Origin of the sequence: Bacteroides sp. GM023 (genome assembly GCF_014750685.1) — a bacterium.
Lineage (GTDB): Bacteria > Bacteroidota > Bacteroidia > Bacteroidales > Bacteroidaceae > Bacteroides.
In genome coordinates, this window is the sequence record NZ_JAAXGE010000005.1 from 275,508 (window position 1) to 290,607 (window position 15,100).

Consider the following 15,100-nt stretch of genomic DNA (forward strand, 5'->3'; position numbering starts at 1 on the left):
ATTAAATATATGATTGTTAATATGTTCTGCTTCTTAGTCTGCTTTGAATGTTCCGTTCTTTAGGGCTTCCATAATGTTTGCCGGTGGACGTTGGTTCATTAGTTCGTTTTTCATGAAGTCCATGTATGGAGCTACATGTTTGATGAACTGATAGTATCCTTTGCATAAGTAATTCAAGCCGGGTTCACCTTCCGATGTTTGGCTGAAACGATTCTTCGGACACTCCCCGTTGCAGGCAAAGAGGAATTCACATTCCTTGCATTGAACCGGGAGAGACTGATATTTCATGTTTCCGAAGTTATGCTGGCGTTCGCTGTGCATCATTTCCACGAGCGTTTGGTTGTAGATATTTCCCAATTTATATTCGGGGAACACAAAATGGTCACAGGAATAAACGTCTCCGTTAAATTCCATCACACCGGCATGTCCGCAGGTTTTTGCCATTGTACATACTCCAGGCTGTTCACCCATCCAGTTGGCGAGGGTAGAGTCGAATATCTGTATGTAGTAGTTGCCTACATCTTCCTTCACCCATTCGTCGAAAAGAGTACAGAGGAATTTACCCCACTGTTCGGGAGTGATTGAGAAGTCGGCCAGTGTTCCTTCCTTGTTTTCAGCGAGAGAGGCGAGGTGGCGTCCGTCCTGATGTGGGAGGATACGCTCTACGATAGGTGCAAACTGGATATAGTGGCAATCTATTTCTTTGAAGAAATTATAAAAGTCCAACGGATAGTCGGCGTTGAAGTCGTTAATAACAGCCATCGCATTCCATTCTACCTGATGTTTTTTCAAAAGGTTGATGCCCTGCATCACTTTCACGAAAGAGGGTTTTCCCATCTTGTTTTTGCGATACTCATCATGGAATTCCTGCGGTCCGTCGATGGAGACACCTACCAGCCAGTTGTTATCGTGGAAAAACTCGCACCATTCATCGGTGAGCATTGTTCCGTTGGTTTGGATACAGTTGTCGATCGTACGTCCACGGGCATACTTTTTTTGCAGTTCCATTGCCTTTTTGTAGAAAGAAAGCGGTCGCATTAGCGTTTCTCCTCCGTGCCAGGTGAAAAGTACCTGTGGCATGGTCTGTGAGTTAATGTACTCGTCGATAAACTTTTCAAGAAGTTCATCGCTCATTACGTGTTTCGGATTGTCTTTGTATAGGTTGGCCTTCTCCAGATAGTAGCAATAATCGCATGCAAGATTGCATACGGCACCTACTGGCTTTACCATCACATAAAGCGGTTTGGCAAAAGGGGCATAAGTTGATGTTTTCATGACTACAAAATTAGATAAACTAAATGAAAAAAAGTCCCTTATACGTATGTTTATAAGGATTATTAAAGAAAAGAGACTTACAAGATTTAAATATTGATAAAATGTTTCCTTGGATTCTGAATCAATTGTACCTTTGCACACAGAATTTTAATGAATAGATGAACGTGAATAAAATTTTGCCTTTTTTGCTTTTGCTTCCGTTTCTGGCTTCTTGCACCAGTAAGTACAAGATTGAAGGAACATCTTCAGTAAACAGTCTGGATGGAAAAATGTTGTATCTTAAGTCCCTGAACGACGGCGAATGGGTAAAACTGGATTCCGCCGAAGTGGTGCATGGGGGATTCTCCATGAAAGGGAAAATAGATTCAGTGCAGATGGTAACACTCTACATGGATAATGAAAGCATCATGCCGATTGTGCTGGAAAATGGCAAGATTACGGTAACTATCAGCAATACCGACCTGAAAGCAGTGGGTACACCCCTGAATGCGGCATTGTATGAGTTCATCGACAAAAGGAATAAGCTGGAAGAAGGTATCGGTGAGTTAGAACAGAAAGAAACCCGCATGGTGATGGATGGCGGCGACCTGGAAGAAATTCACTCACAACTGATGGTGGAAGGCGATTCACTGATGAAAGAAATGAACCAGTATGTAAAAACTTTCATCTCGACCAATTATGAGAATGTGCTGGGGCCAAGTGTATTTATGATGCTTTGCAGCTCCTTGCCATATCCTGTTATGACTCCTCAAATAGATGATATAATAAAAGATGCTCCTTACTCTTTCAAGAGCAACAAGCTCGTGCGTGAATTTCTTTCCAAGGCGAAAGAGAATATGAAATTGATAGAAGAACATCAACGTTTAGAACAAAATACTCCGACAAATAAGTAAACTTTGAGTTTTTTGCGTATTTTTGTGCAAAACTCAAGTAAAGTGAAAACGACTATTTCGGTATATGCCGCTTTCTTTTTTATTTCTGTCTCATCAATTTCGTGTCATAAGGATTCGGATGTCCTCGGTGGGACTTTTTCTAAAGTGGAAGAGTATATGGACATCTGTCCGGACACAGCCTTGTATATATTAAATTCAATTCCAAATCCGGAGGACTTGCGTGGTAAAGCGGGAGCTGACTATGCACTTCTGATGACGCAAGCCATGGATAAGAACTATATGAAGTTTAGCTCGGATTCATTGATTGCACTGGCTTTGAATTACTATTCAGTGGATAAGAGAGAACCTGACATGCGTGCAAAAGCCCAGTACTACTATGGGCGGGTGTTGTTGGAGTCGGATAAAGCAGAAGAAGCCTTAGGATACTTCCTTGCCGCAAAAGAATACTTCGAAAGTGTCCGAAACTATAAGATACTGGCCTTGATTGCCGAAGAAACAGGAAAAATAAGCCGGAAGCAGAAGAAACATGCCGAGGCTTTGGCTGATTTCAGGGGAGCATTTGCCATGCATCAGCAATTAAAAGACTCTATGGGCATCGTACGGACCAGTCTCCATATGGCGCGTTCCTTTTTGTTTGAGAACCAATGGGACAGTAGCCACTACTATTATAACTACGCTTTAAAACTTACCGAGTTAAAGAAATATCCTTTTGAAAATTCAATTTTGCATGAATTGGGGATATTATACCGTTCAATGGGAGATTTGAATGCTGCCGAACCTTATTTCCTTTCCGCTTATCAGAAAGAAAGCGATGAAGAAAAGAAGTATATGGAATGTCTGTCTTTAGGTTATCTGTATATGCAGATGGGGAGAGTGCAGGAGGCTAAGAAATATTTGAAGATGAGCATGAACTCTCCCCATGCATATACGAGGATCAATGCTTATACCTATTTATATTTTCTGGAAAAAGACATAGATAGTTTTGAAAAGGCTGTTATCTATCATGAGAAGGCGGATTCCATAACGAATGCGATGGAAGCGATTAACTCAGAGAAATTGATTACTCAATTGCAGAAGCAATATGAGAAGGAGAAACTACAGAATAATAACTTGCGGATGAAGATACAGTATACGAGTTTCACCCTGTGGAGCGTCGTTGCTTTTTTGCTAGTAGCTTTTTGTATGTGCTATTATTATCGCAAGAATCGGGAACATAAGAGTAAGATTGTCGAAATTGAATCCCAAATTAGAGATAATGAGGAAGAAATAGACCGCTATCAACAAGAAGTAGAAGAAATTCAGAAATTAAAAGACTTGTTACAGGAAGAGAATCGTTCGAAGGTAGGAGAGTTGAACGGGAAAATAGTGCTTCTCGCCATGCAGAATAAAAATCTGTCGGGATTATTAAAAGAACTGGGCGGGGAATTGGCTGTCGGAGCTTCTTCTGAACAATATATATCTGCCTTTCGTTTATTACTTGCCATCAAAGAAGGAACGTTGAGGGGTAAGTTATCCAATGAAGAACGTGAAAAGTTATTCAGCTTGTTTGATTTGCTTTATTCCAATTATGTCAGTCGCTTGCTCGAACTGTGTCCTTCGTTGACGAGACACGATCTTGAAATCTGTTGTTTCCTGAAGTTTGGCTTGACGCATGAAGAATTGAGTCGTATTTTTCAGACCAGTCCCGATTCGGTAACCAAGGCAAAAGGACGGTTGAAAGGTCGGTTGGGTGTATCTCCTCAAGAAGATTTAGTCCTCTATTTAAGTGAATTTTGATAAATAAAAAATGAATTGTCCGGGTTGATGACCGTTACGAAAATGTTACCCTTCTGACTTTTAGTAGTTTATGGAAAAATAAATGTCTCGTAATTGTCCGGGTAACTTTTTTTGTAGTTTCGGATACATCCCGTACTTTTGACACAGCAAAAAACAATATAATAGTAAAAACCTTTTCCTTTAACTGTTTTAAAATATGAAGAGTCCTAATGAAGCATCCGCTTTTTCCTCCTGGAATGGGAGTGAATTGCAGCTCATGGAACAAAGAACTCGCATTGTGGTCGGGATCGGTAATCCCCGTACTAGATTAAGGGTGAATGTTCTGTTAAGTACGATACCGGAGTATCATGTAAGGTACATGTCATCTGATGAAGATGAAATCAGTAGCGTGATTGACGAAGCTGATTTGATTATTGGTACGGGGATTATAGCCCGCGAAGGAGTGCTGAACCGGAAACCGGTTATTATAGTGGGAGATTATGGATTTGGAGGCTTGGTTACTCCGAATACATTCCGCAAACATTATAATAATAGTTTCAGAGGTAAGATTAATGGAGTGAGAGATGAATACTTCTCTTTAGAGAGACTGGAAGGTGAAATAAAGAGAGCATTCTGTCTGACATTTCAGGAATTGCAAATGATGTCGAATCAAACAATTACTTTTCTCAATATATAATTTTTTTATGAATCAATGCATAAAAACTGGTTAGGAATGTGGGGGTGCGTGAGTATCCCCACATTTATTTTTTGTGCTACCGGTCCTGGTCTTCGTTTTTCACCATTCCCTTGTGTTCTTCGGGAAGTGCACTTTCAACCGCGGCATAAGCCTCTGCCATAGTAGCTTTGATGTTTTCCATACCTTTTCCTTTGGGTGGGATAGGATCGTGAATTGTCAGAATCATGCGATGACGATGTATCCACTTCCCAGTACGCGGCAAGATTTCAAATGAACCGTCGATAGTGACAGGCACCACTGCCAGTTGTAAATCATCGGCCAACTGGAAAGCTCCTTTCTTGAAATATCCCATATGTCCTGTGAAAGTACGTGCCCCTTCCGGAAAAACCACCAAAGAAACTCCGTCTTTCAGAGAGTCTTTTGCCTGTCGGATAGTTTCCAGCACTTTCTTCGGACCGGAGCGGTCAACAAAGATATGTCCTGCACTTTCACAAGCCTTTCCGACGAATGGCAATTTGCGCAGGCTTTTTTTCATCATCCACTTGAAGTTCCTTCCGATGAAGCCATAGATTACGAAAATATCGAATGCCCCCTGATGATTAGGTACGAAAATATAGGAAGTTTTATTATGTAACTTTTCACGCCCGCGAATCTTTACGGGAATCAACAGAAAAAGACAAATTAATTGTGACCATATCTTCCCCGGATAATATCCCCAGAAGTGGGCTCCACCCAAAAGGGAACCTACAATAGTGACGAGTGCCGTGAGGATAGTCAACACTAATAAAATAGGCAAAGCGATGCAAATCTGATAAATATAATACAGTATCTTCATAGGGTTGGATTTTTATCCTGCAAATATACATGATTATTGGTAAAAAAGAGATGCAGATGCTATATTATCTTTTCGATTGTGTTATTTTTGTCTCTTGTTATTTAGAGATAGTTACAAAAATATGATACGTATATTACATACTGCCGACTGGCACCTCGGTCAAACCTTCTTCGGCTATGATCGTGCCGCAGAACATGAGGCGTTTTTGAATTGGCTGTCAGAAGAAATTCGTCAGAAAGAGATTGATGCATTGATTATAGCCGGGGACGTTTTTGATGTCTCCAATCCTTCAGCTGCATCCCAAAGCGTGTATTATCGGTTTATTTACCGGGTAACGGCGGAGAATCCGAACTTACAGATTGTGATTGTTGCCGGCAACCATGATTCGGCGGCACGCCTGGAAGCTCCTTTGCCTTTATTGCAGGCTATGCGAACAGAGGTCAGAGGGGTAGTACGCAAACGGGAAGGCGGAGAGATAGACTATGAACATTTATGTGTGGAACTGAAGAATCGCCAGGGAGAAGTAGAGTTGCTTTGTATGGCAGTTCCTTTCTTGCGTCAGGGGGATTATCCGTCTCTGCAAACGGAAGGTAATCAGTATGCGGAAGGAGTTCGCGAACTTTACGCTCAACTTCTGCAAAGGTTATGGAAGCGAAGGAAAGTAAACCAGTCGATTCTTGCCATTGGTCATTTGCAGGCTACCGGATCGGAGATTGCAGAGAAAGATTACAGTGAACGTACGGTCATTGGCGGTTTGGAGTGTGTATCGCCGGATGCCTTTTCAGAACAGATAGCTTACACAGCTTTGGGGCATATTCATAAAGCCCAACGAGTATCCGGACGGGAGAATGTACGCTATGCGGGGAGTCCCATTCCGATGTCTTTTGCAGAGAAACATTATCATCATGGAGTGGTGATGGTAACTTTTGACGGTGGTTGTGCGGTAGATATAGAACGGATTGAATGTCCGAAGTTAGTCCCTTTGGTGAGTGTACCGAATGGAGAACCTGCATTGCCGGAAGTTGTACTGGATGCTTTGAAAGATTTACCCGTAGCAGAGGAAATCGCGCCCTATTTGGAAGTAAAGGTACTGTTGGAAGAACCCGAGCCTATGCTCCGGCAGGAGATAGAGGAAGTTTTAGCGGATAAAAACTATCGGTTGGCACGCATTGTTTCCACGTATCACAATGATGCGGGAAGGGTGGAAAAAGAAGAAACAGATTGGAAGAGGGGATTACAAGAAATGTCCCCTTTGCAAATTGCGCAATCTGCCTTTGAGAAGATTTACCAGGCGGAAATGCCTGAAGAATTAACAGAACTTTTTCAGGAAGCCTACCTGGCTGCCACCCGTAAAGAAGAGGAGGAAGAAGGATGAAAATATTATCGATACGATTGAAGAATCTGACTTCGATAGAAGGAACGGTCGAAGTGGATTTTACATCCGAACCTTTACATTCAGCAGGAATTTTCGCCATTTCGGGACCTACGGGAGCGGGTAAATCTACTTTGTTGGATGCGCTCTGCCTTGCATTATACGATAAAGCGCCCCGTTTTGCCACTTCGGTGGAAAGTGTAAATCTGGCGGATGTGGGAGATAATCAGATTAACCAGTCCGATGTCAGAAACCTGTTGCGTCGTGGAACGAGTGACGGTTATGCGGAAGTCGATTTTTTAGGAATAGACGGACGTCGCTATCGTTCCCATTGGTCAGTAAGACGGACTAGAAATAAGGTGAGCGGTTCTTTACAACCACAGGCGTTGGAAGTGAAAGAACTGGATACGGAGAAAGAATTTCAAGGTACTAAAAAAGAACTGTTGGCTCAATTGGTCGATTTGATTGGCCTGACGTATGAACAGTTTACCCGTACGGTACTATTAGCTCAAAATGATTTTGCCACTTTCCTGAAATCGAAAGGAGCGGCAAAAGCGGAATTACTTGAAAAGCTGACGGGAACAGGGGTTTATTCACGGATTTCACAGGAAATTTTTGCCCGGAACAAAGTAGCGCAGGAGGAAGTGACTCTGATTCATAATAGAATGAGTGTGATTGAGCTGATACCGGAAGAAGAACTGCTGGCTTTGCACGAAGAAAAAGAATCATTGATTAAAAAACGTGCGGAGGGAATAAAATTGTTGGCGGAGCAGAATACACAATTGAATGTTGTCCGCTCATTAAAGATGCAGGAAGAACTTCGGAAGAAGAAACAGGAAGAAGAACAAGGTGAGCAAGCGAAACTGAAAGTCTCCTTAGAAAGGCTTGCTTCGCAAGAGGAAGGGCTAGTACATTTTAAAGCTCAATGGGAAGCCATACAGCCGGATTTGAAGAAGGCGCGTCAGTTGGATGTGCAGATACAGTCGCAGCAAGATGGATATAAGCAGGCACAACAGATTTTGCAGGCAGCTTGCGGGCAAGTAGCAGAACAGGAAAAGAAGATGCGGATAGCTACGGAGCACCTGCAATTATCTTATCATTCCTTGAATCGTTTGTTGAATCATGCAGGAGTGGAAGAATCTCTGCAACTTGAACAGGTGGAGACAATCTTGCGGCAGGAAGAAGAGATGTTAAATGCCAGAATAAAGGCGAACGAAGAACGGTTGGAACGATTGAATTCTTTTGGCTATCCGTCGTTGGCTGAAGAACAAGTGAAGTTACAGAAAGAACAGACACGTCAGCAGACCATCCGGCAGTTAACTGAAACGCAAACGAAAGCCAATACGGAAATCGAAAGGTTAGAGAAAGAAATGGCCGATTGTTTGAAACAACTGGCAGAACAAGAGACTGCACTGAAAACAGTTCAACGGCTTTATGAAAATGCCCGCATGGCGGTAGGAAAAGATGTGAAGGCTTTGCGCCAGCAGTTGCAGGAAGGTGAAGCCTGTCCGGTTTGCGGTAGCACATCGCATCCTTATCATCAGGAACACGAGGTGATAGATACTCTTTTTCGGAATATAGAGAAGGAATATAATACGGCGGTAGCTGCTTGTCAACAGAACAATAACTGTAGTATTGCTCTGCAACGTGATTTGGCACATCAGAAAACGATTGAAAGACAGGTACGTGAACAGTTAACCGCATTGCAGAAAGAAGGTTTGGATGCTGGTAATGAAGAACAGATACAACATCGCCTGGAAGAATTGGCTAAACTCATTTTAGAGTACCGTAATCTTTATGCGAAATGGCAACATAGCGATGAAGAGATTAAGAAAATGCGTGCTCATTGTGAGGGGCTGCGAGAAAATGTCTCCCAATGTCGTTTAGCAATGCAGAAAGTATCGTCTGCCAAAGAACAACTGACTATTTTGCAGAATGCAGTCGCAGCCGAACAGAAGCGGTTTGAAGTGATAGAGAAGGCATTGAACACATTACGTCAGGAACGTTCGGTCTTATTGAAAGGCAAGAGTGCGGACGAAGCGGAAGCTGCCGTAGCTCGAAGAGAAAAAGAACTGAATCTTGCTTTGGAACAAGCGCGTAGAGAAGTGGAGACAGTGCAGAATCGTCTTTCCGGGTTGCAAGGAGAAGTAAAGCAAATAACTTTAGCTATTGGAGAATTACAGGAACAACAGAAACAGATTGAGTTCCCCGAGCAACTTCCCGAAATAATCAAGAAGCAACAGGAAGAAAATCTGAATACGGAACGAACCCTTTCTGCTATTGAAGCCCGTCTGCTGCAACAGATAAAGAATAAAGAAACAGTAGAAAATATTGCCAAAGAACTGGCTGAAAAACAAACTGTTGCCGAACGCTGGGCGAAACTGAACAAGCTGATTGGAAGTGCAGACGGAGCGAAATTTAAGGTTATCGCACAAAGTTATACCTTGAATTTACTGTTGCTTCATGCCAACAAGCATTTGTCCTATCTCTCCAAACGCTATAAATTACAGCAAGTTCCCGGCACATTGGCGCTTCAGGTCATTGACTGTGATATGTGTGATGAGGTGCGGACAGTATATTCCCTTTCCGGGGGAGAATCCTTCCTGATCTCTTTAGCATTGGCATTGGGACTGTCATCTTTATCCAGTAATAATCTGAAAGTGGAATCCCTTTTCATTGATGAAGGATTCGGCTCTTTGGATGCGGAAAGTCTGCGAACAGCTATGGAAGCATTGGAACAACTGCAAATGCAAGGAAGAAAAATCGGAGTGATTTCTCATGTGCAGGAAATGAGTGAACGGATTTCCATTCAGGTACAAGTACATAAGAAAGTGAATGGAAAAAGTGTGCTTACCGTCGTAGGGTAAGCACCGTTATTTCCGGCCATGCGCCAAAGCGGAAAGGTAATCCTACATAACCGATTCCAACATTGACATATAAGCCACGTGTGCCTTCTAAATACATTCCACCCCATTCAGGATAGATATAAACAGAAGGAGAGTAGTTACCGAATTGAAGCTGCATGGCATGAGTATGTCCTGCCAACATTAAATCTACGTCCGATTTGGGTAACACTTCCCGCCGCCAGTGTGTAGGGTTGTGGCTTAACAGTATTTGGAACATACCATCAGTGCCGGCTTTTGCCCCGGCGAGGTCACCATGTTGGGAGAAGGGCGGTTCACCTTCATTTTCTACTCCGATAAGGGCAATACTGTCATTTCCCTGAATCAGAATGGAATGTGAGTTATTCAGCAGTTTCCATCCCATAGCTACCTGCCTTTGTTCTAAATCAATCAGATTATCATCTTGCTCCTGCTTACTTTTCCAACGGAAATAAGGGCCGTAATCGTGATTTCCCAAAATGGAGTAAACCCCGTCTTTGGCTTTCAATCGGGCAAGTATCTCTTGAAAACCATCCAATTCTTTCGCACGGTGATTTACCAAGTCCCCGGTGAAGACAATAAGATCGGGCTGTTGGGCGTTTACCAGGTTTACCATTCTTTCGATGTCAGGCGCATTTCCTATCCAACTACCGATGTGTAAATCTGAAAGCTGTACAATGCGGTATCCGTCAAAAGCTTGGGGAAGGCGCGGAGAGGAGTAAGTGACTTCTTTGACTTCAAACTGGCTTCGTCCGATGAAAGAACCATAGAGAATCATAATAATACAGAGGACAGCTAATGTCAATCCCGTACAGATAAACGGAGTACGTGGCATCCGGAGCCATTTATGAAAAGGAATCCCGATGACAGTGCAGAGAGCCAGTAGCAGCTTGGGAGCCGCAAAAAGGAAGAAGATAACAGAAAACCATCCGATGTCCCTCGTGTGGCTTTCGGAGAAAGGATTATTGGCGAAAAATACCAGATACACCAGTCCCGCGAGGATAAGGGTAGTCGGTATCCAATAGAGGATTCGTAGCCATCGCTTTGCTGTGAGCCGGACGATAAAACGAAGATACAGATAAATATCCGGTAGGATCAGAAACAATAGCAGAAATATGAATAAACGTTGTAACATGCTGGTTCGGAGTTAATATGTTTAGAGTCTCTTTTTTATATCAATTCATTTAATTCGCTCAGGTTCTTTTTGATTTCGTGGATACGGTTAAGGAATTTCTTGCGGTAAATCCATAGGATCAAGCCAAGTCCGCCACCCCATAACAAGAAGAAAAAGAGCATCATACCTATTCCATATTGCCATACTTGCCAATAAATAAACGAAAGTACAGCCAGTATCAGAAGAAAGACAATGGCAAACAATCGTTCCCTGATAGTCCACCGGTGGATACGGTTGACACGGCCAATCACTTCCACAAGCGGCATTTCGTCTATTTGAGTCCGTTGGAGAAAACGGGTGGTGACGATGTCCCAGCAAAGTGCCGGAATCCAGGCAAGAAGAATGATGATATAGATTGGATTCAAGCGGTTATGTAACAATACTTCCGCTAAAAACAATATTAATACCGGCAGAGAAATCAGGATCAGCTTGATATTCAGGTTGGCAATGGCATGGATACCTTTATCGGCATGTCCTATCAGCTTCGAAAGCTCTTCTTCCTTGATAAGCTCCTTGTCTTTCAAGTGCTCATCGAGGGTATTCCAGGATTTTTTCAGTTCTTCCAGTTCCATATATCTTATTCCTCCTTTTTCATTCTTTTAAGTTTGTCTTTGATACGACTTAGCTTGGTCGCTACGTTCGTTACGGTCAGCCCGGTGATTTCTGCGATTTCATCATAACTTTTATCTTCGAGATAAAGCAGGATGATTGACTTGTCGAGTTGTCCCAGTTGGTTAATCATCCGGTAGAGCTGTTTCAGCATTTCATTGATCGGGTCGTGTGCTTCGCTTGTCCAGTCAATCTCATGGGTAAGGCTGACGATTTCCGGTACATTTTTCTCTTTACGATAAAAACTGATACAGGTGTTGAGGGCAATACGGTAAATCCATGTGGAAATCTTACACTCTTTTCTGAATTTGGGAAAAGCTTTCCAAATATTCAGTATCACGTCCTGATAGAGATCGTTGAGGGGAGCGTTCGGGTTGGCATACAGATAGCATACTTTGTAGATAACCCGCTCATATTCGCGGATGACCGACAAGAACTCTTGCTCAATGGGGTTATTTGCCTCTGTTGCTCGTTCTCTCATGGAGTTTATGATTGCTTTTTTGGTTAGTTAGTCGTGAGAAAAGGAGAAAAATCACAGTAAACGGAAGCTATTGTAAATTGGCTGCCAGGAATTTACGGATTTCTTCTACGCTCTTTCCCCGACGACGGGCATAATCTTCGAGTTGGTCTTCACCAATCTTACCGACAGAGAAATATTCGGCTGCCGGGTGAGCGAACATTAGTCCGCAAACGGATGCGTGAGGATACATTGCTCCGTTTTCAGTCAGCGAAATACCTATCTGTTTCATATCTAAAAGGTCGTCCAATAGGAAGTTGACAGATTGATCCGGCAAAGAAGGATAACCGACTGCCGGACGGATTCCCTGATATTTCTCAACCAGCAGATCTGCCATACCTAAGTTTTCATCCTTGGCATATCCCCATGCTTCTTTTCGTACATACTCATGCATCTTCTCCGTAGCTGCTTCCGCAAGTCGGTCGGAGAGGGTTTGGACGAGTAAATGTTTATATGGATCTTGCTCATACAGTCCTTCCATATCTGCGTCAATGGATGAAGCAAAAGCACCGATAGTATCCGGGATACCGGAAGACAACGGACGAATAAAGTCGCTTAAACAAACAAAGGGACTACCGTCCTTTTTAGGCGTTTGTTGGCGAAGTAAAGGGAAGGTGATGGACTGTCCTTCTTCCTTTTCAATCAACAGGTTATCTCCATCAGAATTTGCCTTGCAAAGTTTGAAGATTGTTTTTACTTCATAGTCACGGTCGAGCAAATCCAGCATCCGGTTGGCCTCTTTGAATAATTGCATGGCTTCGGCAGCTTTGCTACGTTCTTCTTCGGGGAAGTTAGCCAACCACATGGCACGACAGGAATCACATCCATGAATGTTGGCAATGGCTGCAAAGCGCGGTTGGAAACCCCATGCATGGAAGAAGTAAATCCAGTTGATGTATGGGGTGACGTTATGTATTTTGTAAGATATAACAGTACTACTCATAGGCTATCAGTGACGAATTGTAATTTATCTGAATCTTAACTCTTGTCCGCGATAAGTTTCGTCTATCTCTCCGTTGTTATATAACAGATGTCCATTTGCAAATGTTTTCTCCACTTTCCAGTTGAAAGTATGCCCTTCCAATGGACTCCATTTACATTTGCTTAAAATACAGTCGGTTGTTACTGTCCACTTATTGTCAGGGCGTACCAAGACAAGGTCTGCCTGATAGCCTTTGCGAATGAAGCCACGATTTTGTATTTCGTACATTTGCGCAGGTGCATGAGCCATCTTTTCTACCATTTTTTCAATGGTAAACGCTCCCTTGTCAACTAATTCGAGCATACTGACTAATGAGAACTGAATCATCGGCATACCGGACATGGCTTTCAGAGCTCCTCCTTCTTTCTCGCTGAGCAAGTGCGGAGCATGATCTGTTGCAATAGCGTCAATAAGGCCGCTATTGACTGCTTCTTGCAATGCTTTCCGGTCTTCGGCTGTCTTGATGGCAGGATTACATTTGATACGTGCACCTAGCGTCTGATAATCTTCTTCGGTAAAAAGCAAGTGGGAAACGCAGACTTCTGCTGTGATTCTCTTTTGTGCCAAAGGAGCGTTGGAGAACAAACTCAATTCTTTAGCGGTGGAGATATGCATGATATGCAGACGCGCGTTGGTTTCACGTGCCAGTTGCACTGCCAGTTCGGAAGAACGGTAGCAAGCCTCTTCCGAACGGAGAAGCGGATGGAGAGCCAACGGTACATCGTCTCCGTATTCTTTTTTATATTTATCCGTATTCTCTTTGATAATTCCCTGGTCTTCGCAATGAGCGGCGATCAGCAGATCCGTTCCACCGAAGATATTGCGAAGACTGGCCATACGGTCTACCAGCATATTGCCGGTGCTTGATCCCATAAACAACTTCACACCACAGACGCGGTGTTTGTCTAACTTTGCAAACTGGGTGTAGTTATTATTGGTTGCTCCGAAATAGCAGGAGTAGTTGACAGACGACTTTTCGCCCAATAAAGCAAATTTCTCATCCAAAGCTTCCAATGTGGTGGTCTGCGGATTGGTATTCGGCATATCCATGATGGAAGTGATGCCACCGGCTGCCGCGGCATGGCTTTCTGTGGTAATATCCGCCTTATGAGTCAGTCCCGGATCACGGAAATGTACATGTTCGTCGATAGCACCCGGCAACAGATAACATCCGGTTGCATCTATGATTTCGTCACAAGGTGCGGTTGCTTTTTCTTCGCCTGCCAATATTTCGGCGATTTTTTCGTCTTCGATTACAACCGAACCCAGTACTTTTCTTCCTTCGTTGACAATAACGGCATTTTGAATCAGTGTACGTTTCATTTCTTTTGCGGGAATTTATGGAACCAACTATTTACTTTTAATTTAATCACACCAAATATGGCTTCTCCGAAGATACTGCTATTCATCTTGGATGTACCCAACTCGCGGTTGATGAAGATAACGGGAACTTCGATGATTTTAAAGCCGCATTTATAAGAGGTGAATTTCATTTCAATCTGAAAAGCGTATCCTTTAAAACGAATATGGTCTAAGTCAATCGTTTCCAGTACTTGGCGGCGGTAGCAGACGAATCCGGCAGTCGTGTCGTGCACGGGAATCCCTGTGATGAATCTCACATATTTGGAAGCAAAGTACGACATCAGTACCCGTCCCATCGGCCAGTTCACCACATTTACTCCGCTGACGTAGCGGGAGCCGATAGATACATCTCCGCCCTGTTCCGAGCAAGCCTGATATAAACGGGGTAAATCGTTCGGGTTGTGGCTGAAATCGGCATCCATTTCGAAGATATATTCATATGCGTGTTCCAGTGCCCATTTAAAACCGGTAATGTAAGCAGTACCCAGTCCCAGTTTTCCTTTACGCTCGATGATGAAGAGACGTTCGGGAAATTCTTGTTGCAAGGTCTTTACGATAGTTGCCGTTCCGTCCGGTGATCCGTCCTCTATTACCAGAATATGGAATACTTTGGGAAGTCCGAAAACGGCACAGATGATATTTTCTATGTTCTCCCGTTCATTATAGGTAGGGATAATTACGATGCTATCCGATGTTTGCATATAGATACTATAAAATTTAGAAACAAAAGTAGTTCTTTTCCTTTAG

At 43.1% G+C, this 15,100-nt stretch carries 13 protein-coding genes; 5 read left to right on the forward strand and 8 right to left on the reverse strand.

What is annotated here, in order from left to right; translation table 11 throughout:
- Positions 1-33 precede the first annotated feature (33 nt).
- Entirely contained in the window at positions 34-1,275 is a 1,242-nt protein-coding gene (locus tag HC965_RS12095; protein WP_191031693.1) for an anaerobic sulfatase-maturation protein, read from the reverse strand.
- 158 nt (positions 1,276-1,433) lie between these two features.
- Between HC965_RS12095 and HC965_RS12100 the strand changes: the two genes are divergently transcribed.
- From HC965_RS12100 to HC965_RS12110, 3 genes are all read left to right on the forward strand, one after another.
- On the forward strand, positions 1,434-2,168 hold the full coding sequence (locus tag HC965_RS12100) for a DUF4369 domain-containing protein (RefSeq protein WP_191031694.1): 735 nt from the start codon (positions 1,434-1,436) through the stop codon (positions 2,166-2,168).
- Between the two features lie 42 nt (positions 2,169-2,210).
- Positions 2,211-3,944: a hypothetical protein gene (locus HC965_RS12105; protein WP_370539977.1), complete on the forward strand. Its 1,734-nt coding sequence runs from the start codon at positions 2,211-2,213 to the stop codon at positions 3,942-3,944.
- A gap of 196 nt (positions 3,945-4,140) precedes the next feature.
- The gene (locus HC965_RS12110) at positions 4,141-4,620 is read left to right on the forward strand and encodes a polysaccharide deacetylase (RefSeq protein ID WP_191031696.1); all 480 of its coding nucleotides are present in this window, start codon (positions 4,141-4,143) and stop codon (positions 4,618-4,620) included.
- Between the two features lie 76 nt (positions 4,621-4,696).
- Here HC965_RS12110 and HC965_RS12115 read toward each other — a convergent pair whose 3' ends face one another.
- Positions 4,697-5,455 (reverse strand): 1-acyl-sn-glycerol-3-phosphate acyltransferase, encoded by a 759-nt coding sequence (locus tag HC965_RS12115; protein WP_191031697.1) that lies wholly within the window; start codon positions 5,453-5,455, stop codon positions 4,697-4,699.
- A gap of 121 nt (positions 5,456-5,576) precedes the next feature.
- Here HC965_RS12115 and HC965_RS12120 point away from each other — a divergent pair, with 121 nt between their 5' ends.
- Both HC965_RS12120 and HC965_RS12125 read left to right on the forward strand, forming a co-directional pair.
- Positions 5,577-6,830 (forward strand): exonuclease SbcCD subunit D C-terminal domain-containing protein, encoded by a 1,254-nt coding sequence (locus HC965_RS12120; RefSeq protein ID WP_191031698.1) that lies wholly within the window; start codon positions 5,577-5,579, stop codon positions 6,828-6,830.
- A complete protein-coding gene (locus tag HC965_RS12125; RefSeq protein ID WP_191031699.1) occupies positions 6,827-9,694 on the forward strand; it encodes an AAA family ATPase in 2,868 nt (955 codons plus the stop codon). The genes HC965_RS12120 and HC965_RS12125 overlap by 4 nt, the downstream gene beginning before the upstream one ends.
- Here HC965_RS12125 and HC965_RS12130 read toward each other — a convergent pair.
- From HC965_RS12130 to HC965_RS12155, 6 genes are all read right to left on the reverse strand, one after another.
- Complete coding sequence (locus HC965_RS12130; protein WP_191031700.1) at positions 9,678-10,844, reverse strand: metallophosphoesterase; 1,167 nt, start codon at positions 10,842-10,844, stop codon at positions 9,678-9,680. The two genes, HC965_RS12125 and HC965_RS12130, sit on opposite strands and share 17 nt — an antisense overlap.
- Before the next feature lie 35 nt (positions 10,845-10,879).
- Complete coding sequence (locus HC965_RS12135; protein WP_191031701.1) at positions 10,880-11,455, reverse strand: hypothetical protein; 576 nt, start codon at positions 11,453-11,455, stop codon at positions 10,880-10,882.
- Positions 11,456-11,460: 5 nt separating this feature from the next.
- The gene (locus HC965_RS12140) at positions 11,461-11,973 is read right to left on the reverse strand and encodes an RNA polymerase sigma factor (RefSeq protein ID WP_191031702.1); all 513 of its coding nucleotides are present in this window, start codon (positions 11,971-11,973) and stop codon (positions 11,461-11,463) included.
- A gap of 67 nt (positions 11,974-12,040) precedes the next feature.
- The gene (locus HC965_RS12145; protein ID WP_191031703.1) at positions 12,041-12,952 is read right to left on the reverse strand and encodes a vitamin B12 dependent-methionine synthase activation domain-containing protein; all 912 of its coding nucleotides are present in this window, start codon (positions 12,950-12,952) and stop codon (positions 12,041-12,043) included.
- 24 nt (positions 12,953-12,976) lie between these two features.
- Positions 12,977-14,314, reverse strand: a complete 1,338-nt coding sequence (locus HC965_RS12150) for a dihydroorotase (protein ID WP_191031704.1) — start codon at positions 14,312-14,314, stop codon at positions 12,977-12,979.
- A complete protein-coding gene (locus HC965_RS12155; protein ID WP_191031705.1) occupies positions 14,311-15,054 on the reverse strand; it encodes a polyprenol monophosphomannose synthase in 744 nt (247 codons plus the stop codon). The genes HC965_RS12150 and HC965_RS12155 overlap by 4 nt, the downstream gene beginning before the upstream one ends.
- Positions 15,055-15,100 lie beyond the last annotated feature (46 nt).

Bases quoted from the DNA above. Each gene is read 5' to 3' on its own strand.
- HC965_RS12095 (WP_191031693.1), bottom strand. From the start codon at position 1,275: ATGAAAACATCAACTTATGCCCCTTTTGCCAAACCGCTTTATGTGATG.
- HC965_RS12100 (WP_191031694.1), top strand. From the start codon at position 1,434: ATGAACGTGAATAAAATTTTGCCTTTTTTGCTTTTGCTTCCGTTTCTG.
- HC965_RS12110 (WP_191031696.1), top strand. From the start codon at position 4,141: ATGAAGAGTCCTAATGAAGCATCCGCTTTTTCCTCCTGGAATGGGAGT.
- HC965_RS12115 (WP_191031697.1), bottom strand. From the start codon at position 5,455: ATGAAGATACTGTATTATATTTATCAGATTTGCATCGCTTTGCCTATT.
- HC965_RS12120 (WP_191031698.1), top strand. From the start codon at position 5,577: ATGATACGTATATTACATACTGCCGACTGGCACCTCGGTCAAACCTTC.
- HC965_RS12125 (WP_191031699.1), top strand. From the start codon at position 6,827: ATGAAAATATTATCGATACGATTGAAGAATCTGACTTCGATAGAAGGA.
- HC965_RS12130 (WP_191031700.1), bottom strand. From the start codon at position 10,844: ATGTTACAACGTTTATTCATATTTCTGCTATTGTTTCTGATCCTACCG.
- HC965_RS12135 (WP_191031701.1), bottom strand. From the start codon at position 11,455: ATGGAACTGGAAGAACTGAAAAAATCCTGGAATACCCTCGATGAGCAC.
- HC965_RS12140 (WP_191031702.1), bottom strand. From the start codon at position 11,973: ATGAGAGAACGAGCAACAGAGGCAAATAACCCCATTGAGCAAGAGTTC.
- HC965_RS12145 (WP_191031703.1), bottom strand. From the start codon at position 12,952: ATGAGTAGTACTGTTATATCTTACAAAATACATAACGTCACCCCATAC.
- HC965_RS12150 (WP_191031704.1), bottom strand. From the start codon at position 14,314: ATGAAACGTACACTGATTCAAAATGCCGTTATTGTCAACGAAGGAAGA.
- HC965_RS12155 (WP_191031705.1), bottom strand. From the start codon at position 15,054: ATGCAAACATCGGATAGCATCGTAATTATCCCTACCTATAATGAACGG.